This window comes from Streptomyces sp. TG1A-8, from assembly GCF_030499535.1.
Taxonomy (GTDB): Bacteria; Actinomycetota; Actinomycetes; order Streptomycetales; family Streptomycetaceae; genus Streptomyces.
Genome location: NZ_JASTLB010000001.1, coordinates 1,105,402 through 1,130,900 on the forward strand (window position 1 = coordinate 1,105,402; position 25,499 = coordinate 1,130,900).

17 protein-coding genes and 2 pseudogenes are annotated in these 25,499 nt (G+C 75.4%); 9 read left to right on the forward strand and 10 right to left on the reverse strand.

Annotated elements, in window-relative coordinates:
• Positions 1–7: 7 nt before the first annotated feature.
• The 5 genes and pseudogenes from QQY24_RS04410 to QQY24_RS04430 all read right to left on the reverse strand — a co-directional run bounded on the left by QQY24_RS04410 (position 8) and on the right by QQY24_RS04430 (position 6,489).
• Entirely contained in the window at positions 8–2,347 is a 2,340-nt protein-coding gene (locus QQY24_RS04410) for a xanthine dehydrogenase family protein molybdopterin-binding subunit (protein WP_301971340.1), read from the reverse strand.
• Positions 2,348–2,380: 33 nt separating this feature from the next.
• On the reverse strand, positions 2,381–3,376 hold the full coding sequence (locus QQY24_RS04415) for a xanthine dehydrogenase family protein subunit M (RefSeq protein ID WP_301971341.1): 996 nt from the start codon (positions 3,374–3,376) through the stop codon (positions 2,381–2,383).
• Positions 3,373–3,912 (reverse strand): (2Fe-2S)-binding protein, encoded by a 540-nt coding sequence (locus tag QQY24_RS04420; RefSeq protein WP_301971342.1) that lies wholly within the window; start codon positions 3,910–3,912, stop codon positions 3,373–3,375. Before QQY24_RS04420 ends, QQY24_RS04415 begins: the two co-directional genes overlap by 4 nt.
• 242 nt (positions 3,913–4,154) lie before the next feature.
• Positions 4,155–4,432, reverse strand: a pseudogene (locus QQY24_RS34690) (ricin-type beta-trefoil lectin domain protein); the annotation flags it as partial.
• A 179-nt stretch (positions 4,433–4,611) separates the two neighbouring features.
• A complete protein-coding gene (locus QQY24_RS04430; protein WP_301976144.1) occupies positions 4,612–6,489 on the reverse strand; it encodes an ABC transporter ATP-binding protein in 1,878 nt (625 codons plus the stop codon).
• A gap of 364 nt (positions 6,490–6,853) precedes the next feature.
• Between QQY24_RS04430 and QQY24_RS04435 the strand changes: the two genes are divergently transcribed.
• The 4 genes from QQY24_RS04435 (at position 6,854) to QQY24_RS04450 (ending at position 13,077) form a co-directional block, all read left to right on the forward strand.
• Complete coding sequence (locus tag QQY24_RS04435; RefSeq protein ID WP_301971343.1) at positions 6,854–7,945, forward strand: mechanosensitive ion channel family protein; 1,092 nt, start codon at positions 6,854–6,856, stop codon at positions 7,943–7,945.
• 236 nt (positions 7,946–8,181) lie between these two features.
• A complete protein-coding gene (locus tag QQY24_RS04440; protein ID WP_301971344.1) occupies positions 8,182–10,401 on the forward strand; it encodes an NADP-dependent isocitrate dehydrogenase in 2,220 nt (739 codons plus the stop codon).
• Between the two features lie 241 nt (positions 10,402–10,642).
• Complete coding sequence (locus tag QQY24_RS04445; RefSeq protein ID WP_301971345.1) at positions 10,643–11,956, forward strand: bifunctional o-acetylhomoserine/o-acetylserine sulfhydrylase; 1,314 nt, start codon at positions 10,643–10,645, stop codon at positions 11,954–11,956.
• Between the two features lie 2 nt (positions 11,957–11,958).
• Complete coding sequence (locus QQY24_RS04450; RefSeq protein ID WP_301971346.1) at positions 11,959–13,077, forward strand: homoserine O-acetyltransferase; 1,119 nt, start codon at positions 11,959–11,961, stop codon at positions 13,075–13,077.
• A gap of 65 nt (positions 13,078–13,142) precedes the next feature.
• On the opposite strand, the gene QQY24_RS04455 is transcribed toward QQY24_RS04450, so the two are convergent.
• The 3 genes from QQY24_RS04455 to QQY24_RS04465 are packed head-to-tail and all read right to left on the reverse strand — an operon-like array spanning position 13,143 to position 15,684.
• Positions 13,143–13,628: a hypothetical protein gene (locus QQY24_RS04455; protein WP_301971347.1), complete on the reverse strand. Its 486-nt coding sequence runs from the start codon at positions 13,626–13,628 to the stop codon at positions 13,143–13,145.
• Entirely contained in the window at positions 13,625–14,263 is a 639-nt protein-coding gene (locus QQY24_RS04460; protein WP_301971348.1) for an RNA polymerase sigma factor, read from the reverse strand. Before QQY24_RS04460 ends, QQY24_RS04455 begins: the two co-directional genes overlap by 4 nt.
• Positions 14,260–15,684 (reverse strand): S8/S53 family peptidase, encoded by a 1,425-nt coding sequence (locus tag QQY24_RS04465; protein ID WP_301971349.1) that lies wholly within the window; start codon positions 15,682–15,684, stop codon positions 14,260–14,262. Before QQY24_RS04465 ends, QQY24_RS04460 begins: the two co-directional genes overlap by 4 nt.
• 187 nt (positions 15,685–15,871) lie before the next feature.
• On the opposite strand from QQY24_RS04465, the gene QQY24_RS04470 reads away from it, so the two are divergent.
• Entirely contained in the window at positions 15,872–18,475 is a 2,604-nt protein-coding gene (locus tag QQY24_RS04470) for a CHAT domain-containing protein (protein ID WP_301971350.1), read from the forward strand.
• Positions 18,476–18,795: 320 nt separating this feature from the next.
• Here the strand turns inward: QQY24_RS04470 and QQY24_RS04475 are convergent, their stop codons facing one another.
• The gene (locus QQY24_RS04475) at positions 18,796–20,598 is read right to left on the reverse strand and encodes a LuxR family transcriptional regulator (protein WP_301971351.1); all 1,803 of its coding nucleotides are present in this window, start codon (positions 20,596–20,598) and stop codon (positions 18,796–18,798) included.
• A 565-nt stretch (positions 20,599–21,163) separates the two neighbouring features.
• Between QQY24_RS04475 and QQY24_RS04480 the strand changes: the two genes are divergently transcribed.
• From QQY24_RS04480 to QQY24_RS04495, 4 genes are all read left to right on the forward strand, one after another.
• Positions 21,164–21,925: an ABC transporter permease gene (locus tag QQY24_RS04480; RefSeq protein WP_301976145.1), complete on the forward strand. Its 762-nt coding sequence runs from the start codon at positions 21,164–21,166 to the stop codon at positions 21,923–21,925.
• Between the two features lie 110 nt (positions 21,926–22,035).
• Positions 22,036–23,103: an ABC transporter substrate-binding protein gene (locus QQY24_RS04485; protein WP_301971352.1), complete on the forward strand. Its 1,068-nt coding sequence runs from the start codon at positions 22,036–22,038 to the stop codon at positions 23,101–23,103.
• Complete coding sequence (locus QQY24_RS04490; protein ID WP_301971353.1) at positions 23,090–23,911, forward strand: ABC transporter ATP-binding protein; 822 nt, start codon at positions 23,090–23,092, stop codon at positions 23,909–23,911. The genes QQY24_RS04485 and QQY24_RS04490 overlap by 14 nt, the downstream gene beginning before the upstream one ends.
• Positions 23,912–23,943: 32 nt before the next feature.
• Complete coding sequence (locus QQY24_RS04495) at positions 23,944–24,828, forward strand: TauD/TfdA family dioxygenase (RefSeq protein ID WP_301971354.1); 885 nt, start codon at positions 23,944–23,946, stop codon at positions 24,826–24,828.
• A gap of 100 nt (positions 24,829–24,928) precedes the next feature.
• Here the strand turns inward: QQY24_RS04495 and QQY24_RS04500 are convergent.
• Positions 24,929–25,497: pseudogene (locus tag QQY24_RS04500) on the reverse strand (LLM class flavin-dependent oxidoreductase); the annotation flags it as partial.
• Positions 25,498–25,499: the final 2 nt, after the last annotated feature.

The following is a 25,499-nucleotide window of genomic DNA, read 5'->3' on the forward strand; positions in this document are numbered from 1 at the left end:
GACGCGGTCACCCCTCGGCGAGCAGCGCGGGCAGGATCCGGTCCGGCGTGAGGGGGAGTTCGCGGAAGCGGGTGCCGGTGGCGTGGTGGACGGCGTTGCCGATGGCGGCGGCCGTGCCGACGATGCCGATCTCGCCGATGCCCTTGCTGCCCATGGGGTTGAGGTGGGGGTCGTCCTCGTCGATCCAGACGGCCTCGACGTCGGGGACGTCGGCGTGGGCGGGCACGTGGTACGAGGCCAGGTCCGCCTCGGCGAAGTCGCCGAACGCGGTGTCCAGCGTGCTGCCCTCGGTCAGGGCCATGCCCAGGCCCATGGTCATGCCGCCGACGAACTGCGAACGTGCCGTGCGGGCGTTGAGGATGTGCCCGGCGGCGTAGACGCCGAGCAGGCGGCGGACCCGGACCTCGCCGGTGACGGTGTCGACGGCGACCTCGGCGAAGTGGGCGCCGAACGCGTGCCGGGCGTACGGGCTGTCGGCGTCGGCCCGCCCGGTGGTGTCGGCGCGGGCGGCCAGCCCCTCGGCCGGCAGCGGGCCGCCGTGCCCGGCGAGCCGCTCCCTGAGCTGGACGCACGCCTCGTGCACCGCCCAGCCCCAGGAGGCGGTGCCGGAGGAGCCGCCGGCCAGCGGGGCCGGGGGCAGGTCACTGCGGCCGACCTCGGTGCGCACCCGGTCCACGGGCACGCCGAGCGCGTCGGCGGCCACTTGGGCGAGGACGGTGCGGGCGCCGGTGCCGATGTCGGCCGCGTTGACCCGGACCACGAAGCCGCCGTCCGGCAGGGCGTGCGTGGTCGCGGTGGACGGGGACGCCATCACCGGGTAGGTCGCCGCGGCCACGCCGGTGCCCAGCAGCAGCGGCCCCTCGGCGCGGGAGCGCGGGCGCGGGTCGCGCTCCGCCCAGCCGAAGCGGCGGGCACCCTCGCGCAGGCACTCCACGAGGTGCCGGCTGCTGAACGGCTTGCCGCTGCCGGGGGCGCGGTCCGGCTCGTTGCGGATGCGCAGCTCCACCGGGTCGATGCCGAGCGCGCCGGCGAGTTCGTCCATGGCGGACTCCAGGGCGTACATGCCGGGGGCCTCGCCCGGTGCGCGCATCCAGGACGGGCTGGGGACGTCCAGCGGGACCACCCGGTGGACGGTGCGCAGGTGCGGTGCGGCGTACATGACGCGGGCCGGCACGGCGGCCTGCTCCACGAACTCCTTGACGCGGGAGGTGTGCGTGGTCACCTCGTGCAGCAGGGCGGTGAGGCGCCCGTCCTCCGTCGCGCCGAGGCGCAGCCGGTGCAGGGTGGGGGCGCGGTGGCCGATCGTGGTGGGGAGGTGGCGGCGGGGGTGGGCCAGGGTCACGGGCCGGCCGGTGTGCCGGGCGGCCATGGCGGCGAGGACGACGTCGGGGCGCGGCGTGCCCTTGGAGCCGAAGCCGCCGCCGACGTGCTCGGCGACGACGGTGATCCGGTCCTCGGGCAGCTCGAACAGGGACGCCAGCACGGAGCGGACGGTCGTACCGCCCTGGCTGGAGGTGTACACCGTGAGCCGGTCCCCCTCCCACTGCGCCGTGGTCGCGTGCGGCTCCATGGGGTGGTTGTGCAGGGGCGGCACGCGGTACTCGGTGTCCACGCGGACCCGCGCGGCGGCGAAGGCGGTCTCCGGATCGCCGTGGTCGAGCCGGCCCGGCTGGCCGCCGTTGGCCTCCTCCGGCTCGTAGGCGTCCGGGTGGTCGGGGCGCAGGCCGGCGTCGTGCGCCTCGGTGTCGTACGTGACGTGGACCGCGCGGGCGGCGGCGCGGGCCGTCTCCGGTGTCTCGGCGACGACCAGGGCGACGCACCAGCCCCGGTGCGGCACGTCCGGGTCCTGGAGCAGGGCGAGGGTGGCGTCGTCCGGTTCGGCGAGGCGGGGGGCGTCACCGGGGGTGAGGACCGCGAGCACGCCGGGCAGCGCGAGCGCGTCGGCGGTGTCGACGTCCCTGACCCGGCCGCGCGCCACGGCCGCCGGCACGGGCCAGGCGTGGGCACGTCCGGCCAGCGGGTGCTCGGCGGCGTACCGGGCGCCCCCGGTCACCTTCTGCCGCCCTTCCCGGCGCTCGACGGGGGCGCCCAGGGCGGCCCCGACGGGGGGCGTGGCGCCGGGCCGCGGCCGGGTGCGCGCGGTCGCGGCGTCCGCCGCCGGTGGCAGGTCGGCACCGGCGGGGGCCGGGGGGCCGCCCGCGGGCGGACCGGACCGGGCCCGGGGACCGTCCGCGGGCAGGCCCGGCCGGTCCCCCGGAGCGTCCGCCGGAAGGCCGCCGCGGGCCGGCCGGGCGCCGGGCGGCGGGCCGGGGGGCGGGGTGGTCGGGGGCGGGCCGGTGGGGGCCATGGGGTCTCCTGGGACGGGCCGGGGCGGGGGTCGTCAGAGCGGCGCGGGGGCCGGGGCGAGGCGGTTGAGGACGTCCAGGGCGAGGTTGCGGGCCAGGGGCACCTTGTAGGCGGTGTCGCGCAACGGCTCGGCGCGCTCCAGTTCGAGGGCGACGGCGCCCTCGAAGGCGGCGGGCGTCGCGGCGGCGCCCAGCAGGGCGGTCTCCGCGTGCCGGGCCCGCCAGGGCCGGTGGGCGAGGCCGCCGAAGGCGATGCCCACGTGGTCGACGACGCCGTCGGCGACGCCCAGCACCACGGCCACGGAGGCGAGCGCGAAGGCGTACGACGCGCGGTCGCGGGCCTTGCGGTAGGCGGACGGGAGCCCGGCCGGGGCGGCGGGCAGCAGCACGCCGGTGATCAGCTCGCCCGGGCGGATCTCGGTGTCCCGTTCCGGGTGCTCGCCGGGCAGCCGGTGGAAGTCCGCCGCCGGGATGCTGCGGGTCCCCTCGGTGCCGTACAGCTCCACGCGGGCGTCGAGGGCGGCCAGGGCCACCGCCATGTCGGAGGGGTGGGTGGCGACGCACCGCTGCGAGTGCCCGAAGACCGCGTGGTCGCGGTGGACGCCCTCCAGGGCCCCGCAGCCGCTGCCCGGCTCCCGCTTGTTGCAGGGTTTGTCCAGGTCCTGGAAGTAGGGGCAGCGGGTGCGCTGCAGGAGGTTGCCGCCGGTCGTGGCCGCGTTGCGCAGCTGGCCGGAGGCTCCCGCGAGGAGCGCCTGGGACAGGACCGGGTAGCGGTCGCGGACGAGCGGGTGGGCGGCGAGGTCGCTGTTGCGGACGGTGGCGCCGACGCGCAGCGAGCCGTCGGGCCGCTCCTCGACGGTGTCCAGGGGCAGCCGGCCGACGTCGACGAGGACCGCGGGACTCTCCACGCCGAGCTTCATGAGGTCGACGAGGTTGGTGCCGCCGGCGAGGTAGCGGGCGCCGGGGTGGGCGGCGTGGGCCGCGACGGCCTCCTCGACGCTGCCGGGCCTGAGGTAGGCGAAGCCTTTCACGGGAGCACGTCCTCCACCGCCTCGACGATGCGCGGGTAGGCGCCGCAGCGGCACAGGTTGCCGCTGAGCCGCTCGCGGATCTCGGACCGGTCCAGCGGGACGGGCCGGCCGGAGGGGACCTCGGGGCCGGTCACGTGGGAGGGGTGGCCGGCCGCGGCCTCGGCGAGCATGCCGACGGCGGAGCAGATCTGCCCCGGGGTGCAGTAGCCGCACTGGAAGGCGTCGCGGTCGAGGAAGGCGCGCTGCAGCGGGTGCGGCTCCTCGCCGTCGCCGCCCAGGCCCTCGATGGTGGTGACCTCGCTGCCGTCCAGGGTGACGGCGAGCAGCAGGCAGCTGTTGAGGCGGCGGCCGTCGACCAGGACGGTGCAGGCACCGCACTGGCCGTGGTCGCAGCCCTTCTTGGACCCGGTCAGGTCGAAGTCCTCGCGGAGCAGGTCCAGCAGGACCCGCCGGTGGTCGACGAGCAGGGTGCGGGGTTTGCCGTTGACCCGGAGAGTGATCTCCGAGTGGGGGCCGGACTGGTGGTCGCTGGTCATCGCAGGGAGGGCCTTCCGGACGGACCGTGTGCCGTGCAACTTCACGTATCCAGGCTGCGGCGCCTCACACGTCCGGGCTCCGAGGGGCACCCGTGCGGCGGAGGAGGGCCGGGGACGGCGTCGCCGGGTCGAGGACGACCACGTCCGGACCGGGGCCGGGGCCGTCGGCGTGCCGGGGCACGGGGGTCACCCGGAAACACCGGGCGGCGGTGCCGTTGCGCGCGCCGGACGAACCGGACGCTGTCGGCCGTCGCGTCGCCGGTCACGTCCAGGCACTTGCCGAGGGCGCGGACGGTGCCGCCACCGCCGACCGTCCACTGCTGGACGGCGCTGCCGTTGCAGTCGTAGAGCTGGACGGCCGTGCCGTCGGCGGAGTTCGCCCCGGCGACGTCGAGGCACTTGCCTTGCCGGCCAGGCCCGTGACGGCGCCGGTGGCGGCCTGGGCCGGGGCGGCGGTGAGCAGGCCGGCGGCGAGGGACAGCGCGGCGCGCGGGACGGCTGCGGTGAGGGGTCTGGCCATGGGTGGGGGCGGCCTTTCGCGTGGGGGCGCCCGGGCGCGGCCCGGCACCCGGAGGACCATCGGGTGCCGGGCCTGCCAGGGGTCTTCGAGCAAGGCGTGAGGTGAGAGGTCTGGACCACAGTCGTCAAGAGGCTGGACGGCGTTCAGGAGGATGGACGCCGGCGGGAGGACGGTCCCCCTCAGGCCGTCCGCTCGGCGGCGGCCCGCTCGGCGAACTGCGTCCGGTGCAGCTCCGCGTAGCGTCCGCCGGCCGCCAGCAGCTCCTCGTGCGTGCCCCGTTCCACGATGCGGCCGGCCTCCACCACCAGGATCTGGTCGGCGGCCCGGACGGTGGACAGGCGGTGGGCGATCACCACGGCGGTGCGGCCCTGCAGGGCCTCGGTCAGGGCCTCCTGGAGGGCCGCCTCCGAGGTGTTGTCCAGGTGGGCGGTGGCCTCGTCGAGGATGACGACGCGCTGGCGGGCCAGCAGCAGCCGGGCGATCGTCATGCGCTGGCGTTCGCCGCCGGAGAGCCGGTAGCCGCGCTCGCCGACCACCGTGTCCAGGCCGTCGGGCAGGGCCCGGACGACCTGGGCCAGCCGGGCGCGGCCGAGCACGTCCCACAGCTCCTCGTCCGTCGCCTCCGGGCGGGCCAGCAGCAGGTTGGCGCGGACCGTGTCGTGGAAGAGGTGGCCGTCCTGGGTGACCATGCCCAGGACGGCCCGCAGAGAGGCGGCGGTCAGGTCGCGGACGTCGATCCCGCCGATGCGGACGGCGCCGGCGTCGACGTCGTACAGACGCGGCAGCAGCTGCGCGATGGTGGACTTGCCGGCGCCGGAGGAGCCCACCAGGGCGACGGTCCGGCCGGGTTCGGCGCGGAAGGAGACGCCGTGCAGGACCTCGGCGCCGCCGCGGCCGTCGAGCGTGGCGACCTCCTCCAGGGAGGCGAGGGAGACCTGGTCGGCGGCCGGGTAGGCGAAGCGCACGTCGTCGAACTCGACGGCCACCGGTCCCTCGGGCACCTCGCGGGCGTCCGGCCGCTCCTCGATGAGCGGCTTCAGGTCGAGCACCTCGAAGACCCGCTCGAAGCTGACGAGCGCGCTCATCACCTCCACCCGGGCTCCGGCGAGCGCGGTGAGCGGGGCGTACAGGCGGGTCAGGAGCAGGGCGAGGGAGACGACGGCACCGGCCTCCAGGGTGCCGTTCAGCGCGAACCAGCCGCCGAGGCCGTAGACGAGGGCGAGCGCGAGGGCGGAGACCAGGGTGAGGGCGGTGATGAACACGGACTGGGCCGTCGCCGTGCGCACGCCGATGTCGCGGACCCGGCGGGCGCGGGCCGCGAACTCGGCCGACTCCTCCTCCGGACGGCCGAACAGCTTCACCAAGGTGGCGCCGGGCGCGGAGAAGCGCTCGGTCATCCGGTTGCCCATGGCCGCGTTGAGCGTCGCCGCCTCGCGCTGCAGGCCGGCCATCCGGCTGCCCATGCGGCGGGCGGGCACCACGAACACGGGCAGCAGCGCCAGCGCGAGCAGGGTGATCTGCCAGGACAGGGTCAGCATCACGGCGAGCGTGAGCAGCAACGTCACCAGGTTGCTGACCACGCCCGACAGGGTGTTGGCGAACGCCCGCTGGGCACCGATCACGTCGTTGTTGAGCCGGCTGACCAGCGCTCCCGTGCGCGTCCGCGTGAAGAACGCGACGGGCATGCGCTGCACGTGGTCGAACACGGCCGTGCGCAGGTCGAGGATCAGCCCCTCCCCGAGCGTCGCCGACAGGCGCCGGCCGAGGATGCCGAGAGCCGCCTCGGCGAGGGCGGCGAGCGCGATCAGCAGCGAGAGGCGTACGACGGTGCCGGAGTCGTGGCCCGAGACGATCGCGTCGACGACGCGGCCGGCCAGCACGGGCGTGGCGACGGCGAGCAGCGCGGTCACCACCCCGAGCAGCACGAACCGGGTGATGCCGGCGCGATGGGGGCGGGCGAAGACGGCGATGCGGCGCAGCGTGGCGCGGGCGAGGGGCCGGCGCTCCCGCTGCGCGTTCATCACACTGTGCAGTTGGGTCCAGGCGGTGGTCTCCATGCTCATGAGCAGACCGTAGGACCTCGAGCTTCGTTGAGGTCAAGGTTCGGACGGGTTCGCCCGCCGCGCCGCCCCTCGTGGCCACGGCGGCGGTGACCGCTCGCCGGTCCGGCGGCCCGCGGTCACCGCCGCCACCGGGGGCCCGGCCCGCCGCTCGAGGCGTCCGGCCGGCGTCCGTGCCGGTCCCCGCCGGTCCGTTCCGCGCGCGAACCGGCCTGCCGGATACGGCAGGATGAACGTTCGCGCCGACCGCCGCCGGTCCGGCGGGCGGCGCGGACGCACATCCCGGACATCGAACAGGTGACAACGTGACGACACTTCACATCAGGTTCCGCGCGGCGGTTCCGCGCGCCGGAGGTGGCCGGTGAACCGCACACCGACCCTGGACGACCTGGTCCTCGCCGGCGTCGCCCTCGCGGCGGGCCTGCTGCTGGCCTTCCTGTCGCGGTCGGTGCTGCGCTGGCTGGCGGGACACGCCAAGCGGACCCGCTGGAGCGGTGACGACGTCATCGTGGAGGCGCTGCGCTCCGTCGTCCCCTGGGCGGCGATCGCGGGCGGCACGGCGGTGGCCGCGGCGGCGCTGCCGCTGACCGGAACCGTCCAGCACCACGTCAACCAGAGCCTGCGGGTGCTGCTCATCCTCGTGGTGACCCTGTCGGCGGCCCGGGTGATCGCGGGCCTGGTCCGCACGGTCACCCAGTCCCGCTCGGGCGTGGCCGGCTCGGCCACCATCTTCGTCAACATCACCCGGGTGCTGGTGCTGGCCATCGGCTTCCTGGTGGTGCTGCAGACGCTCGGCATCTCCATAGCGCCGCTGCTCACCGCCCTGGGCGTGGGCGGCCTCGCCGTCGCGCTGGCGTTGCAGGACACGCTCGCCAACCTCTTCGCGGGCGTCCACATCCTCGCCTCCAGGACCGTGCAGCCGGGGGACTACATCCGGCTCAGCAGCGGCGAGGAGGGTTACGTCGAGGACATCAACTGGCGCCAGACGACGGTGCGGCAGCTGTCGAACAACCTGGTGGTCATCCCCAACGGGCAGCTCGCCAAGGCGAACATGACCAACTACACCCGCCCCGAGCAGCAGCTGACGGTGCTGGTCCAGGCCGGTGTGGGCTACGAGTGCGACCTGGACCACGTCGAGCGCGTGACGGCCGAGGTGGTCACCGAGGTCATGACCGGCATCACCGGCGCCGTCCCGGACCACGAGCCCGCCGTCCGCTTCCACACCTTCGGCGACTCGCGCATCGGTTTCACGGTGGTCCTCGGCGTCGGCGAGTTCAGCGACCAGTACCGGGTCAAGCACGAGTTCATCAAGCGCCTGCACCGCCGCTACCGCGAGGAGGGAATCCGCATCCCGGCCCCCACCCGCACGGTGGCGCTCCAGCGGGACTCGGTGGCGATACCGCAGCAGCGCAGTCCGAAGGACTCGGCGTCCGGCCCGGGCACGGCCGACTAGGAACGGCCCGCGGGCGACCGGCCGGGAATTCCCGGACCCCGCCCGCACACCCCCGCCCGCACGCCCCCGCGCCGCGGCCCCGGGGCCGGACCGGCCCCGGCCCGGTGCGACCGCACGATCACCGGCCCCGGCCGGCCGGCGCGGCCGGTTCCGCTCCCCGGACCCCTGTCGAGCCGGCGCCGCTCACGAGATATCTTGATGTCGAGCAATGTTGCAGACGTGGAGCGGAGCACCCGGTGACTGACTCGACCATCATCTACACCTACACAGACGAGGCCCCGGCCCTGGCGACGCATTCGTTCCTGCCGGTGATCCGGGCGTACGCCTCGCAGGCCGGTGTGCCCGTGGAGACCCGCGACATCTCGCTGGCCGGGCGCATCATCGCCGTCTTCCCCGAGTACCTGAACGAGGACCAGCGCGTCGCGGACGCGCTGGGCGAGCTGGGCGAGCTGGCCAAGACGCCCGCGGCCAACATCATCAAGCTGCCGAACATCTCGGCGTCCCTCCCGCAGCTGAAGGCCGCCGTCGCCGAGCTGCAGGCCAAGGGCTACGCGCTGCCGGACTACCCGGACGACCCCAGGACCGACGAGGAGCGCGAGATCCGCGCCCGCTACGACAAGGTCAAGGGCTCCGCCGTCAACCCGGTGCTGCGCGAGGGCAACTCCGACCGCCGCGCCCCCGCCTCGGTGAAGAACTACGCCAAGACCCACCCGCACCGCATGGGCGCCTGGACCTCCGACTCCAGGACCAACGTGGCGACCATGGGCGAGAACGACTTCCGCTCCACCGAGAAGTCCGTCGTCGTCACCGAGGACGGCGCGCTGCGCATCGAGCTGGTCGCCGAGGACGGCACCACCACCGTGCTGCGCGAGTCCGTGCCGGTCCTCAAGGACGAGGTCGTCGACGCCTCCGTGCTGCGCGTCGCGGAGCTGAACGCGTTCCTCGCCGCGCAGGTCGCCCGCGCCAAGGAGGAGGGCGTCCTGTTCTCCGTGCACCTGAAGGCCACGATGATGAAGGTCTCCGACCCGATCATCTTCGGTCACGTGGTGCGCGCGTTCTTCCCGAAGACGTTCGCGAAGTACGGCGAGACCCTCAAGGCGGCCGGCCTGACCCCGAACGACGGTCTGGGCGGCATCCTCAAGGGCCTGGAGAACCTCCCCGAGGGCGCCGGGATCAAGGCGTCCTTCGACGCGGAGCTGGCCGAGGGCCCGGCCCTCGCCATGGTCGACTCCGACAAGGGCATCACCAACCTGCACGTCCCCTCGGACGTCATCATCGACGCCTCCATGCCGGCGATGATCCGCACCTCCGGCCACATGTGGGGCCCGGACGGCCAGGAGCACGACGCCCTCGCCGTCATCCCGGACTCCTCCTACGCCGGTGTCTACCAGGCCGTCATCGAGGACTGCCGCGCCAACGGCGCCTACGACCCGTCGACCATGGGCTCCGTCCCGAACGTCGGCCTGATGGCGCAGAAGGCCGAGGAGTACGGCTCCCACGACAAGACCTTCGAGATCCCGGCCGCGGGCACCGTCCGCCTGGTCGACCGGGACGGCAACGCCCTGATCGAGCAGCCGGTCGCGAAGGGCGACATCTTCCGCGCCTGCCAGACCAAGGACGCCCCGATCCGCGACTGGGTCAAGCTGGCCGTCACCCGTGCCCGCGCCACCGGCGACCCGGCCGTGTTCTGGCTGGACGAGGGCCGCGCGCACGACGCCAACCTGATCGCCAAGGTCCGGCAGTACCTGTCGGAGCACGACACCGAGGGCCTGGACATCCGCATCCTCAGCCCGGTCGAGGCCACCAAGCTGTCGGTGAAGCGCATCCGCCGCGGCGAGAACACCATCTCGGTGACCGGCAACGTGCTGCGCGACTACCTGACCGACCTCTTCCCGATCCTGGAGCTGGGCACCAGCGCCAAGATGCTGTCCGTCGTCCCGCTGATGGCGGGCGGCGGCCTGTTCGAGACGGGCGCCGGCGGCTCCGCGCCCAAGCACGTCCAGCAGCTGGTCAAGGAGAACTACCTGCGCTGGGACTCCCTCGGCGAGTTCTTCGCCCTGGTGCCGTCCTTCGAGCAGTACGCCGAGGCCACCGGCAACGCCCGTGCCAAGGTCCTCGCCGACACCCTCGACCGCGCCACGGCGACCTTCCTCAACGAGGACAAGTCCCCCACCCGTCGCGTCGGCGGCATCGACAACCGCGGCAGCCACTTCTACCTGTCCCTGTACTGGGCGCAGGAGCTGGCGCGGCAGACCGACGACGCCGGCCTGGCCAAGGCCTTCGGCCCGTTCGCCGAGACCCTCGCGGCGAACGAGCAGAAGATCGTCGAGGAGCTGAACGCCGTCCAGGGCTCCCCCGCCGGGATCGGCGGCTACTACCAGCCCGACAAGGCCAAGGCGGACGCGGTCATGCGCCCGTCGGCCACCTGGAACGAGGCGCTGGCGTCCCTGGGCTGACGTCCGCGGCGCCCGGGCCGCCCCGCACGTGATCCCGCCCCGGCCGGCACCCCGGCCGGGGCGGAGCCGTGCCGCGCGGGCCCTCGGGCCGGCCCGCCCGACCGTGCCGGGAGCGGGCCGCCGTTGCGGCGGCATGTCGTGTGTGACGTCTTCGTGTCGCGTGTGCGACACGTCCGCCGGACTCCGTCCGGCCGTGCTTACCTCGTCGCACGTCCGCCGACCCCCCCGCACGAGGAGCACCATGAGCACGCAGGCCGACACCTCGGCGTGGTCCTTCGAGACCAAGCAGGTCCACGCCGGAGCCGCCCCGGACCCGGTCACCGGCGCCCGCGCCACGCCCGTCTACCAGACCACCTCGTTCGTGTTCCGCGACACGCAGCACGCGGCGGACCTGTTCTCGCTGGCCGAGCCCGGCAACATCTACACCCGCATCCACAACCCCACCACCGACGTCCTCGAGCAGCGGATCGCCGCGCTGGAGGGCGGGGTGGCGGCGGTGGCGCTGGCGTCGGGGCAGGCGGCCCAGACCCTGGCGCTGCTGACGCTGGCCGGTGCCGGGGACCACGTCGTCTCCAGCGCGTCCCTGTACGGCGGCACGTTCAACCTGTTCCGGCACACCCTGCCCAGGCTCGGCATCGAGGTGTCGTTCGTGGACGACCCGGACGATCCCGAGGCCTGGCGGGCCGCGGTCCGGCCGGGCACCAAGGCGTTCTTCGCCGAGTCACTGGGCAATCCGCGCGGCAACGTGCTCGACGTGCGGGCGGTCGCGGACGTGGCGCACGCCGCGGGCGTCCCGCTGGTCGTGGACAACACCGTGCCGACGCCGTACCTGCTGCGCCCGATCGAGCACGGCGCGGACGTCGTCGTGCACTCCGCGACCAAGTTCCTCGGCGGGCACGGGACCGCGATCGCCGGTGTGGTGGTGGACGGCGGCACCTTCGACTTCGGGGCGCACCCCGGACGGTTCCCGGACTTCACCGAGCCGGACGCCAGCTACCACGGGCTGCGCTACTGGCCGGCGCTCGGCCCGGGCGCGTTCGCGGTCAAGCTGCGGGTGCAGCTGCTGCGCGACCTCGGCCCGGCGCTCGCCCCGCATTCGGCGTTCCTGCTGCTGCAAGGGGTGGAGACGCTGAGCCTGCGCATCGAGCGGCACACCGCCAACGCGCAGGCGCTCGCGCAGTGGCTGGAGCAGCGCGACGAGGTCGCCGTCGTGCACTATCCGGGCCTCGAATCCAGTCGGTGGTACGAGGCCGGGCAGAGGTACCTGCCGCGCGGCGCCGGCGCGGTGGTCTCCTTCGAACTGCGCGGCGGGGTCGAGGCGGGCAAGCGGTTCGTGGACGCGGTCGAGCTGTTCAGCCACCTCGCCAACATCGGCGACGTCCGCAGTCTGATCATCCACCCGGCCTCCACGACACACAGCCAGCTGACCGAGGACCAGCTGGTGGCCACCGGGACCGCGCCGGGCCTGGTGCGGTTGTCAGTCGGCATCGAGAGCCTCGCCGACCTCAAGGCGGATCTGGAGGCGGGCTTCCGCGCGGCCAAGGGCACGGCCTGACCATGGCGCCGTTCACCACCGGGGCCTGGCGGGAGGGGGACCCGCCGGGCCGGCGCCGCTGGTACGCGGCCGGGAAGCCGCTGCCGCTGCACGCGGGCGGGGAGCTGCCGGGCGTGCGGCTGGCCTACGAGACCTGGGGGCGGCTCGCGCCGGACGCGTCGAACGCGGTGCTGGTGCTGCACGCGCTGACCGGTGACAGCCACGCCGCCGGTCCCGCCGGGCCCGGGCATCCCGCGCCCGGCTGGTGGGACCCCCTGATCGGGCCCGGGCTGCCGCTGGACACCGACCGGTGGTTCGTGGTGGCACCGAACGTGCTGGGCGGCTGCCAGGGCAGCACGGGCCCCGCCTCACCGCGCCCGGACGGACGGCGGGCCTGGGGCGCGGCGTTCCCGTTCCTCACCCAGCGCGACCAGGTGGCCGCCGAGGCCGGCCTGGCCGACGCCCTCGGCATCGGGCGCTGGGCGCTGGTCGTGGGCGGTTCGATGGGCGGGATGCGGGCCGTGGAGTGGGCGGTGTCCCACCCCGGGCGGACCGGGGCGCTGCTGCTGCTCGCCACGGCGGCGGCGGCGAGCGCGGAGCAGATCGCGTGGGCCGGCATCCAGCTGCGGGCCATCCGCTGCGACCCGCACTGGCACGGCGGCGACTACCACGGCACCGGCCGCGGCCCGCACACCGGTCTGGGCCTGGCCCGCCGGCTCGCCCACGTCACCTACCGCAGCGAGCCGGAACTGCAGGCGCGCTTCGGCCGCGCGCCGCAGGACGCGGAGGACCCCCGGCGCGGCGGGCGGTACCGGGTGGAGTCCTACCTGGACCACCACGCGGCCAAGCTGGTGCGCCGTTTCGACGCGGCCAGCTACGTCGTGCTCACCGAGGCGATGAACGCCCACGACGTGGGCCGGGACCGGGGCGGTCCGCGGGCCGCCCTCGGCCGGGTGAGCGCCCCGGCGCTGGTGGCCGGCGTCGACTCCGACCGCCTCTACCCGCTCGCCCAGCAGGCGGAACTGGCCGCGCTGATCCCGGGCGCCGACCGGCTGCGGGTGGTGGAGTCGCCCTACGGGCACGACGGGTTCCTGATCGAGACCGAGCAGGTGGGCGCGCTGGTGCGGGAGCTGCTGGACTGACGGCGCGCTGCGGGTGGCACCGCGGCCCGCACCACCCGCCGCCCATGCCCCCCCGGCGCACCGGGTCACGCCCGCAGCCACTCCGTGACGATCACCTCCGTGCCGGTGCTCAGCCGCAGGGCGAACGGACCGGCGGGCGGCTGCTCTCCGGTGAAGCGGCCCAGGGCGTCGACGGACACCGGACGGACCGTCCGGGGGCCGCCGAGCACCTCGATGCGCGCCCGCTGCGGCGGCAGCACCTGCCCGATCAGTCCGTCCGCGGTGACCTCGACGTCGACGGTCAGTTCCCCCGCGCGGAACGTCAGCAGCCGCGGGGCCTCGGACACCCCCCGGACCGGCAGGCCGTCCACGAGGGAGTCGAAGGTCAGCTCGGCGAGGCGGGCGTCCAGGTCGTGGAACGCGTAGGCGTCCAGGGCGAGCTGGCGCAGTTCGACGGGGACGGGGTCCAGCACGGCGGCCGCCTGCCGCAGCTCCTCCTCCAGCCGGGCGTCGCCGGCGCCTCCCCCGTCGAAGCCCCCGCCGGGGGTCCCGTGCCCGTCCGTGCCGCTCATACCGTCCCCCGCGCGTCCATCCGGGCCCGCAGCCGGCGCAGGCAGCGCTGGCGCAGCGGCCCGATGCTGCCGACCGCGATGCCCAGCGCGGCCGACACCTCCTGGTAGCTGGGGGGCGGTGAAGCCATCAGCACCCGCAGCAACTGCCTGCACCGGTCGCCCAGTCCCTCGAACTCCTGCCACAGCCGGCGGACCCGCTCGGCCTGGGCCGCCGCCTCCTCCGAGTCGATCAGCGACTGCTCCGGCGTGCGTTCGTCACTGGCCCGGTCCAGCACCCGCGGATCGTCCGTCAGGGTCAGCCGGGTCAGTCCCCTGAGCACCTTCAGGCACTCGTGCCGGGCCGTGCTGGCCAGCCAGGAGCCCGCCTTGTCGGGTTCCCGGAGGCGGCCGAGGTGCTGGGCGAAGCGGAACCACACGGTCTGGTAGACCTCGTGCCCGTCGGCGTCGGAGAGCCGGTGCGCGCGCACCACCGACCACACCAGCGGACTCAGCCCCTCCACCAGTGCCTTCCAGGCCGCGGCGTCGCCGTCGACGGCGGACTGGACCAACACGCCGACCTCTGTTCGGTCCACGGTTCCACCCCTCGTGTACGGCACGTCATCGTACGCCGTGGAGCAGAGGGTTCCGGTACTCATGCGGACGGCTCCCGGATCACGAGGGGGACCGGGCGCCAGGTCGGAGGGCGGAGCGCCGGTACGCGCGCCCCGCGCACTTCGGCCACCTCCGTGGTGCGGGCCAGCAGGTCGCGGCCGGCCGCGCGCGGGTCGCGTTCCTTGTGCGCCGTCATGTGGGCGGCGACGAGTCCGGCGACGACCGGGGTGGCGAAGGAGGTCCCGCTCCACTGCGCGAGTCCGTCGAACATCACCTGCTCGGGCTTGCCCCCGCTGTTCTCCCACGCCTCGCTCAGCACGCCCGTGTGGCGCGGGTACTGGCAGGTGCAGGCGTAGTCGAAGCCGTACCGGCAGGTGTCGTAGGTGGAGTGCTGGTAGACGTACGGCACGGGGGTGGTGAAGCCGGTGAGGGCGCTGGTCAGGCGCTCGCCGGGGGCGTGCACGCGCACCCAGGGGCCGTGGTTGCCGAAGCAGGCGCCGGACGCGCCGTCCCCGCGCAGCGCGCCGACCGACAGCACGCAGTCGGCGTACTCGGGCAGGGCGGCGTAGGCGGCCGGCCAGAACGGGTTGTCGCTGGCGTTGTTGCCGGCGGCGGCCACCAGCAGGGTGTGCCGGGCGCGCAGTTCGCGCATGAAGGCGTCGAGGCCGAGGAGTCCGTCGGTGCCGCCGGTCGAGGTGCCGGCGGAGAGGCTGATGACGTCCGGCCAGCCGCCCTCGTCGACGGCCTCGAAGAGCCGGGCGCCGAACTCGGACTCCAGGACGGCGCCCGCGTCGTCGAGCGTGCCGCGCACGGTGACGTCCGTGTTGGGCGCGACGGCGGCGAGGATCCCGGCGATGAAGGTGCCGTGGCCCACGTACGGCCGGAGCACCCCGTCGGCGCCGGTCTCGCACACCTCGGGGTCGCCGGTGGTGTGGGCGAGCAGCGGGTGGGCGCGGTGGTCGTGCACGAGCCCGGTGTCGACGACGAGCACGGTGACGGCGGTGTCCGGGTCGTGGAACCCCCCGGCGGGGGCCGGGTTGGCCGGTTCGCCGCGGGGGACGGGGACGGGCTCGTCGCCGGGACAGGCGTTGACCGCGATGTGCACGACGTGGTTGCGCCCGACCAGCCGGCGGCCCCGGCGGCCCTCGGCCTCCCGCAGCGCGCGCAGGGCGTGCGGGACGGTGTCCTCGCCCTGGGCGGGGTCGCCGACCCGGATGCGGGTGACGCCGGTGCGGCCGGTCCCGGGTCCCGTCCGGCGCACGTGGTCGGGCACCAGGCCCTGGGTGGCGGTGAAGTGGGCGCGCACGGTGTCCTCCACGACGCGGGCCTCCTCGCCGTCGCGGGCGAGGACGACGCCCTTCTCGTAGAGGAACTCGGCGTCCCCGTCCGGCCCCATGGCCAAGGGGGTGCCGGGCATCGTGCGCTGGATGTGGTCGAACTGCTCGTGGAATCGCCGTGGTGCCATGACGTGTCCTCCCCCTGAGACGGTGTCCGACAGTCAGAGCCGCCGGAGCCCCGCTTGATACACCTCCGGCCGCGGGTCGTGCGGGGCGCGGGGCCCCGGGGGACGGCGACGGGGAGGGACGGTGACGGCCGCGGGGGCCCTGGCGCGCGCGTGTGACGGCCCTGCGCGGGCCACTACCATGCGAGGGATGACAGCGGGAAGCGAGCCGGTCCTCGAACTGCTGCCGATGGTCTTCGCCGACCCGGCCGGGGCCCGGGCGCGCGCGGAAGAGGTGCTGCGCTCCGCTCCCCCACCGCTGCACGCCGGCGTGGCGCACCAGGTGCTCGGCATCTGGCAGCGCGACTTTGGCGACCTGAGGATCGCGCTGCGGCATCTGCGCCGGGCCCGTGACCTCGCCGCGCGTGCCGACTCCGCCGAGCGGGAGGCCGACGTGCTCGCGACGCTGGGGGTCGCACTGGTGCACGCGGGGCGCACGCGGCAGGGGCTGTCGGCGTTCGAGCAGGGGGTCGCGCGGGGCACCGGGCACACCCGGGCGCGGGTGCTGTACCGGCGGGCGTACGTGTGGTGGGTGCTGGGGCGCCACCGGGAGGCGCTGGAGGACGTGCGGCGGGCGATCCCGGTGCTGCGGCAGGCCGGGGACGTGATCTGGACGGCGCGGGCACTGACCCTGCGGGCGACCGTGCACCTGGCGCTGGGCGCGGTGGACCGGGCCGAGGCCGACTTCGCGGCGGCGGAACGGCTGTGGGGGACCACCGGCCAGGAACACGACAAGGCGGACGCCGTGGAGAGCCGGGGGCTGGCCGCGTTCCGGTCCGGCGACATCCCGGCGGCGCTGCGGCTGCTGGACGAGGCCGAGGAGCGCTACGCCAAGCTCGGCACGCCGACGTTCATGCTGTCCATCCGGCGCTGCGAGGTGCTGATGGCCGCCGGGCTCGCCCCGGAGGCGCTGGCGGAGGCGGACGCGGCGATCGCCCTGCTGGACCGGATCGGCGGACAGTCCACCCGCAAGGCCGAGCTGCTGCTGGCCGCCGCGCGGGCCGCCCGGTCGGCCGGGGACCCGGACACCGCGATCGCCCGCGCCGCCGACGCCGTACGGCTGTTCGCCGCGCAGCGGCGGACCTGGTGGCAGACGCACGCCCGGCTGGTGCTCACCGAGGCGCGGGTGGCGGCCGGGCGCCGGTCGGGGCGGCTGGTGGCGGACGCGGCGGCGGCCGCCGAGCGGCTGACCTCGTTCGGCTCGCCCGCCGCGCCGGAGGCGTCGCTGCTGGCCGGCCGGATCGCGCTCGCGCTGGGCCGGACAGCGGAGGCGGAACGGCACCTGGCGGTGGCCGCCCGCAGCCGGCGCGCGGGACCGCCGCCAGCCCGGGTGACGGGCTGGGCCGCGCAGGCACTGCGGGCCCGGGCCGCCGGCTCCGCGCGCGGGGTGCTGGAGGCCTGCCGGCGCGGCCTGGACGTCCTGGACGACCACCGGATGACGCTGGGCGCCTCCGAGCTGCGGGCCCGGGCCACCGCGCAGGGTGCCGAACTGGCCGCGCTGGCACAGGAGGTGAGCCTCACCCAGGGCGATCCGCGGCGGCTGCTGGAGTGGAGCGAGCGCTGGCGGGCGACCCTGTTGTCCGCGCCGCCCGCCCGGCCGCCCGCCGACGCGGCGCTGCTCAGCGGCCTGACCGCCTACCGGGAGATCGCGGCCCGTGCGGAGGCCGCCCGGATGGAGGGCCGCCCGGTGCCGGCGCTGGAGCGCGAACAGCGGCGGCTGGAGCGGGAGATCCGCTCCCGCACCCACCACATGCGCGGTTCCGCCCCCGGCGGCGGCGACCGCTTCGACGTCGGCCGCCTGCTGGACCGGCTCGGCGAGGCGCTGCTGGTCGAACTCGCCGTGGTGGACGGACGGGTGCACGTCCTGCTGTGCGGCCGGGGCCGGGTACGGCGGTTCGCGGGCGGGGCGCTGGCGGAGGCGGTGGCCGAGGCCGCACACGTGCAGGCCGGGCTGCGGCGGCTGGCGCAGCCCGGGGGCGAGGCGCGGCTGCCGCTGGTGGAGGCGGGCGGGCGGCGCCTGGAGGAGCTGCTGCTGGCCGGCGCCGTGCCGCACCTCGGGTCCGGACCGGTGGTGATCGTGCCGCCGGGCGCGCTGCACCGGGTGCCGTGGGCGCTGCTGCCCGCGCTGCGGGAGCGGGTGCTGAGCGTGTCGCCGTCGGCGGCGAGCTGGCTGCGCGCCCGGGAGACCGCGCCGCCGCCCGGCGGCCGGCACGTCCTGGTGCGCGGCCCCGGGCTCGCGTCCGGTGGCGCGGAGGTGCCCGAGCTGGCCGACCGGTACGGCACCGCGACGGTCCTGGAGGACGCGGCGGCCGAGGCCCCGCGCGTGCTGGCCGAGCTCGACGGCGCCGCCCTGGCCCACCTGGCCGCGCACGGCACGTTCCGCGCCGACAGCCCGCTGTTCTCCGCCCTGCGGATGGCCGACGGACCGCTGATCGTGCACGACTTCGAGCGCCTGTCCCGCAGCCCCTACCGGATCATCCTCTCCAGCTGCGACACCGCCCGGCTCGCCTCGGTCGGCGCCGACGAACTGCTCGGCCTGGTCACCGCGCTGCTGCCGCTGGGCACGGCCGGGGTGGTGGCCAGCAGCGCCCCGGTCAACGACGCGGCGGTGGTGCCCCTGATGCTCGCCCTGCACAAGGGCCTCGAAGCGGGCCTCTCCCTGCCCGAGGCCCTGCGCGACGCCCGCACCACCCAGCCCGGCGACCCGCTCCACCTGGCCACGGGCTGGGCGTTCGCGGCGTTCGGGGCGGCCTGAGGGGGCGCGCCCGCGGCGTGCGGGGCGGTGAGGAGGACGCGTTCACGTCGCCGGGGCTCCGGGGGACGCCCCCACGGTGGCGGGGCGGCGGCGGGGCGGCGCGTCACCGGTCGGCCGGACGCGAACGCACGGGTGCGGGGCCGTGCCGGCGGCCGGACGCCGGTGCCGGGCGCGGCCCGCCGCTGCGGGCCGGCCGCCGGCCGCCGGCCCGCAGCCCCCTCCCCCGGCTCCGCCCCCGGTCCGAGGCCGTCCCGTCCCCGGCCCCGGCCCCCACCGGCCCGCCCCGCCCGCTTCCGGGCGACGAGCCCCCTCGGGCCCGCCTACGCCGGTTCGGCATCCCGCAGGTCCCCCAGCCACGGCAGCGCCCCGCGGTCACTCGCGCCGAGCCGGGTGTAGGCGCCGTACAGGTGATTGCCGACGGTCCGCACGGACAGCGTCAGCTTCTCGGCGATCTGGCGGTTGCTGAGACCGGCGGCGGCGAGCGTGACGATCTGCCGCTGCCGGGCCGTGAGTTCGCCGAGGAGGAGTCCGGACAGCGCCGGCGTGCGGGCGTCCTCGCAGCGGCGGGCCAGCGCGACCGCGCGGGTGCGGGAGACGCGGGCGGCGCGCGGGTCGCGGTGGGCCCGGACGGCCTGGGCGTGCGCCTCGGCCGCGAACAGCAGGAGGCCGCGCTCCACCAGCGCCTCGGCCACCCGGTCCAGGGCGGCCCCGTCCCCGCGGGCCAGCGCCTCCGCGTGCCGGGCGAACACCCCGCCGGCCGGCAGCGTTCCGGCGACCCGGCCGGGAGCGCCGAGGCGCACGGCGTCGTACCGCGCGACCACGTCGTCCTCCCCGGCGATCGAGGCCAGTGCGCCCTCGATGTCACCGCGGGCCGCGGCGGCCCACACCCCCGTCCCCTCCGCCTGGCCCGACTGGCCTTCGGCTTCGGCCAGTTCCCGACGGCAGCGGGCGTCAGCCGGTGTGTCGCGCAGTCCTTCGCGCGCCCACGCCGCCGCCTGCCGCAGTTCTCCGCGCAGTCGGGCGTACCGGGCGCGCACCGCCGCGTACCCGGCGGGGACCGGCAGCCCCTCGGCCACCAGCCAGTCCCCCACCGGCGTGGGCACGCCGCGCGCCTCGTACCGGGCCAACCGCCGCTCCAGACGGTCCTGTTCGTCCCCCAGCGCAGGTCCGCACCGGTCCGGTGCGCGGGTCAGCCGCCGGGCCCGCAGCCGACCGGTGGTGGCGCGCAGGGCCGGGCCGTGCAGGGGGTGCGCGAGGGTGACGGAACCGGGGTCGTCGACGTGGACCAGCCCGTCCGCCTCCAGGCGTTCGAGGACGTCCACGTCGAAGCCGTCGCGGGTGAGGTCGTCCAGGGTGAGCGGCAGGGGCTCGGCGAAGGCGAGGCGTTCGAGTGCTTCGCGCTCGCCGGGGCCGGGCCGCTCCAGCACCGGGGCGAGGCGGTCGCGGACGGTGGCGGTGACCGGGAGCGGGCCGCGCCACGCCCACGCGTCGGAGTCCGGGACACGGACCGTCCGGCCGCGGGCGCGCACCGCCCCCAGCAGGTCCCGTAGCAGCCGCAGGTCACCGGCGCACATCCGGTGCAGGCGGTCCACGGTGAGCGGCTCCGGACCGCTCGCGGCGAGCAGCCGGGCGGTGTCCTCGCGGGGCAGCGGCTCCAGGGCCAGGCGGGGCAGCAGCTCCCCCGTCCACAGCCGGGACACCGCGCCCGGTGCCGGCGCCCCGTCCGTGGCGGCCACGACCAGGCGGGTGCGTCCGTGCGCGGCGAGCTGGTGGACGAGGGCGGCGGAGGCCTCGTCGAGCAGGTGGGCGTCGTCGACGACGAGCAGCCGTACGCCGGACAGGAGGTGCACCGCGCGGTGCAGCGAGACGGTGTCGGGCAGCAGGTGCGCGAACGCCGCGAACGGCAGGCCCCGGGTCTCGGGCGTCCCCGTCACCCGGGTGCAGCCGGTGCCGCGCAGCGCCTCGGCGATCAGCCGGGTCTTGCCGCGGCCCGCCGGCCCGGTCACCACGATGCCGGGCCGGCCCGCCGCCGACGAGTCGCGCAGCAGCTCCAGTTCGCGCTCCCGGCCGGTGAAGGGCCAGGGCAGTTCCAGCGTCCTCGCGTCCTGTTCGTCAATCGTCACGACAACAGGAGCGTGCCTACTCAGATCTGATACAGGGCGACTTGAGTAGCCCCCGACTCAGGCGCCCGGACCCCGGTGACGGCAGTCTTGGCACATGGCCCGCCGCGGACCGGCACCGGGGGCGGCCGGGGAACGTCGCCTTCGGGGGAGGGCGATGTTCCCCGCCGACGCCGGCGCGGCGGCCACGGGCCCCACGCGCCCCGCCCGTTCCACGAAGTGGGACGCCTCTTGGTGGCGGACCGGCCCCTGCGGTACAAATGGGCCTCATGAATCACGAGCCCTTGGTGCGACGCCTGGTCATCGACCTGTGCCGACGCCCGGCTTCGTGTTGTTGCTGTTGATCCGGCTCGTCTGACGCGCCCGCCGTCCGGTGCTCCCACCCGGCGGGGGCCGGTATCCGCGCCTCCCCTGAGCGGCCGTCCGCCGCTTCCGCCAGCTTCCCTCCCCCTTTCGAGGACGCCGCGTGTCCACAGCACCCCTTTTGTCCGACCCCGACCACCTCCCGACGCCGGACGCGCCCCGCCCGTCCGGGCGCGGCCGGTGGGTCCGGTTCCGCTCCGCCGCCCTGCCGTTCGGTTCGCTGGTGCTCTTCCTCGCCCTGTGGCAGTTGCTGGCCGCGAGCGGCACGTGGAGCGAGACGCTGGTGCCACCGCCGGCCAAGGTGTGGCACGCGTTCGTCGCCGTGTCCACCACGCACGACGGCGTACGGGGCTACAACGGCACCTACCTCGTCGAGCACCTGGGCATCAGCCTGCGGCGCATCGCGTTCGGGGCCGGGATCGGCATCGCCCTCGGAGTGCTCTTCGGGCTGCTGATGGGCACCGTCGGCTGGCTGCGCTCGCTGTTCGAGCCCTGGATCACGTTCCTGCGCACCCTGCCGCCGCTGGCGTACTTCTCCCTGCTCGTCATCTGGCTCGGCATCAACGAGGAACCGAAGATCACGCTGCTGGCGGTGGCCGCGTTCCCGCCGGTGGCGGTGTCCACCACGACGGCGGTCGCGGCCGTGCCGCGCAGTCTCGTGGAAGCGGCCCGCGCCCTCGGCGCGTCGCGCTGGGACGTCGTCAAGGACGTCGTCGTACCGTCCGCGTTGCCGGAGACCCTCACCGGCGTCCGGCTGGCCGTGGGCGTGGCGTACTCCTCCCTCGTCGCCGCCGAACTGGTCAACGGCCTGCCCGGCATCGGCGGCATGGTCAAGGACGCCGCCAACTACAACAACACCCCCGTGGTGTTCGTCGGCATCATCGCCATCGGGGTCTCCGGGCTCGTCATCGACGGACTGCTGCTGCGGCTGGAGCGTGCCGTCGTGCCCTGGCGCGGGCGCTCCTGATCCCGCCCCACGCTGCCGCTCCCCTTCCCGTTCTTTCCGGCCTCTCGTCGTCCCTTCCTCATCCTTTTCCGCCCTTCGCTCGCCCTCCCCTGCACAGAAACGGCCCCGTCATGCCTCCAGTCCCCGCCGGCACCGCTTCGCCGGGCCCCTCCCGCCGTCTGCTCCTCGCCGGAGCACTGGCCGCCGTCTCCGCCGCCGTCACCGGTTGCTCCGGGGACAGCGAGGCGTCGGCGTCCGGCGGTTCCAAGCGGCTGCGCATCGGCTACTTCGCGTTCCCCAGCGGGGACCTGCTCGTGAAGAACGGCAAGCTGCTGGAGAAGGCCCTGCCGGACCACCGGATCACCTGGATCAAGTTCGACTCCGGCGCCGGCGTCAACCAGGCCTTCCTCGGCAAGTCCCTCGACATCGCAGCCCTGGGCTCCAGCCCGTTCGCCCGTGGGGTGTCCGGGAGTTCGCCGATCCCGTACAAGGTCGCCTGGGTACTGGACGTGGCGGGCGAGAACGAGGCCCTGGTGGCGCGCAGGGCGACCGGCATATCCGACGTCGCCGGTCTGAAGGGGAGGACGGTCGCCACCCCGTTCGCCTCCACCTCGCACTACAGCCTGCTCGCGGCGCTGGAGAAGGCCGGGCTGAAGACGTCCGACGTCAAGCTCGTCGACCTGCAGCCGCAGGCGATCCTGGCCGCCTGGCAGCGCGGGGACATCGACGCCGCCTACGTCTGGCTGCCCACCCTGGACGAGCTGCGCACGACCGGCACCCAGCTCACCAGCAGCAAGGAGATCGGCGCCGCCGGCAAGCCGACCCTGGACCTGGCCGTGGTCTCGGACGACCTGATCGCCCGGGACCCGGGGGCGATCGACGCCTGGCGCAAGGCGCAGGCGCAGGCGCTGCGGCTGCTGAAGTCCGACCCCGAGGGATCGGTCAAGGCGGTCGCGGCCGAGCTGGACATCAGCGCCGCCGACGCCAGGGCCCAACTGAGGCAGGGGGTGTTCCTCACCCCGGAGCAGGTGGTGTCCGCCGACTGGCTCGGCACCGACGGCGCTCCGGGCAAGCTGCTGGGCTACGTCACCGACACCGCCCGGTTCCTGGCCGGCCAGAAGCAGATCGACGGCGTGCCGTCCCAGGAGGCCGTCCGCAGGGCGTTCTACCTCAAGGGGTTGTCCGATGTCCTCAAATGAGACGACCGGGACGGCCGAGAAGGCGGCGGCGGACGCCACCCGTGCGGAAGCCGTACGCCTGGACCGCGTCGTCCACCGGTACGGCCGGGGCCGCGAGAGCGTCACCGCCGTCGGACCGGTCGACCTGACCGTCCCCGCCGGGGAGTTCCTGGTCCTGGTGGGCGCCTCCGGCTGCGGCAAGAGCACGCTGCTGCGGCTGATCGCCGGGTTCGAGTGGCCCACCCACGGCTCGGTACGCGTCCTCGGCACCGCTCCGCGGCCCGGCGGGGCGGCCGGAGTGGTGTTCCAGACCCCCCGGCTGTTCCCGTGGCGCACCGTCCGGGGCAACATCGACCTGGCGCTGCGGTACGCCGGCGTCGACCGTGCCCAATGGCCGCTACGGCGTGCCGAGTTGCTGGCGCGGGTCGGCCTGGAGGGCACCGGGGGACGGCGCACCTGGGAGATCTCCGGCGGCCAGCAGCAGCGCGTGGCCATCGCCCGCGCCCTGGCCGCCGAACACCCCCTCCTCCTGATGGACGAGCCGTTCGCGGCGCTGGACGCGCTGACCCGCGAGCGGCTGCAGGAGGACGTGCGGCGGGTCGCCGCCCAGACCGGCCGGACCACGGTCTTCGTGACGCACTCGGCCGACGAGGCGGTGTTCCTCGGCTCGCGCATCGTGGTGCTGACCAGGAGCCCCGGCACCGTCGCCCTGGACCTGCCCATCCCCCTGCCGCGCGGTGACGTCGACGCCGAACAGCTGCGCGAGTCGACCGAGTACGCCGAACTGCGCGCCCGGGTCGCCCACGCCGTCAAGTCCGCCGCGGCCTGAACCGTACCGAGCACCAGGAAAGGAACACGCTGATGAGCATCCTCAGTGAGCGGCCCGCGGCGACGGAGCTGCCGGTCACCGAACTCGGCCCGCACTTCGGGGCCGAGGTCCACGGCATCGATCTCGGCCGCCTCGACGACGCCCAGGTCGTCGCGGTCCGCGAAGCACTCGTGCGCCACAAGGTGCTGTTCGTGCGCGGCCAGCACCACCTGGACGACGACGCGCAGATCGAGTTCGGCAGGCGGCTGGGCGAGGTGACCGTCGGGCACCCGGTCCACGACTCCGGCGACGTGGCGCCCGAGGTGTACGCGGTGGACAGCCAGGACAACGGGTTCGCCGACGTCTGGCACACGGACGTGACGTTCGTGCGGCGGCCGCCGGCCATCTCCGTCCTGCGGGCCGTGGTGCTGCCGCCCAACGGCGGCGACACGAACTGGGCCGACAGCCAGCTCGCCTACGAGTCGCTGTCGCCGGGCCTGCGGGCGTACGTCGACACGCTCACCGCCGTCCACGACGGGACCCGCGAGTTCGGCTACTACCTGGCCCAGCGCCGCATGGGCCGCGGCAACGTCTGGGAGGGCGAGGTGTTCACCGACCTGGTCCCGGTGGAGCACCCGGTGGTGCGCGTCCATCCCGAGAGCGGCCGCAAGGGGCTGTTCGTGAACCCGGGGTTCACCTCGCACATCGCCGGCGTCTCGGAGCACGAGAGCCGGGGCATCCTCGACATCCTGTACGCCCACCTCACCAAGCCCGAGCACGTCGTACGGCACCGCTGGCAGCCGGGCGACGTCGCGCTGTGGGACAACCGCAGCACGGCGCACTACGCCAACCGCGACTACGGCGACCGGCACCGCGTCATGCACCGGATCACGCTGCGCGGGGACGTCCCGGTCGGCCCGGCGTCCGCCCCGCGCTGACCCGGCGCGGGAGCCCGGCGGCGGTCCCTCCGCGCGCCGGGCTCCGCCGTCAGCGGGTGCGGTCGGCTCCGGCGGAGGCGGAGGAGGTGCTCAGGCACCGGCCGTAGCCTGTGGCGGGTTCGCGGGCGGTCCCGTCGTCCCCGGCGGCCACGACGTCCGCGGGCACGCTGGCGTACGGCTTGTCCAGGACGTCGGGGGCCGGAACGCGGCGCGGCGGCCCTCCACCGCCTCCAGCACCGTGGCCGGACTGACGTGGTGGTTCGCCGCGAACCGCAGACCGTCGCCGCCCGCGGCCCCGGCGCTCCCGCCCTCAGCGCTGCCCGGGATCCAGACCTCGGCACCGGCGCCCTCCCCGGCACGACGTGGGCCTCGACACCGTCGGCGGAACGGTACGTGCCGCCGCAACACCGTGATGCCGTCCACCTGTTCGCCGTGGTTCTGCGACTCGGCGTTCGGCAGGAGGAGCAGCTTCCGCCGGAGCACGGCACGCAGTGCGCCGAGCAGGTGCCCGAACGGGAACCGGGGTGGGACGCGCAGGCCGTTGGGGGCGCCGCCGTCGACCACCGCGGCCGCGGTGGTCGACGGCGGGGTGGCGGGCCCGCTGGGTGGGCGTGGGCCGGAGCGGCCGAGCCCCGGGCCGAGGTGCCCGGGGTGCAGTGCGTCGATCAGGC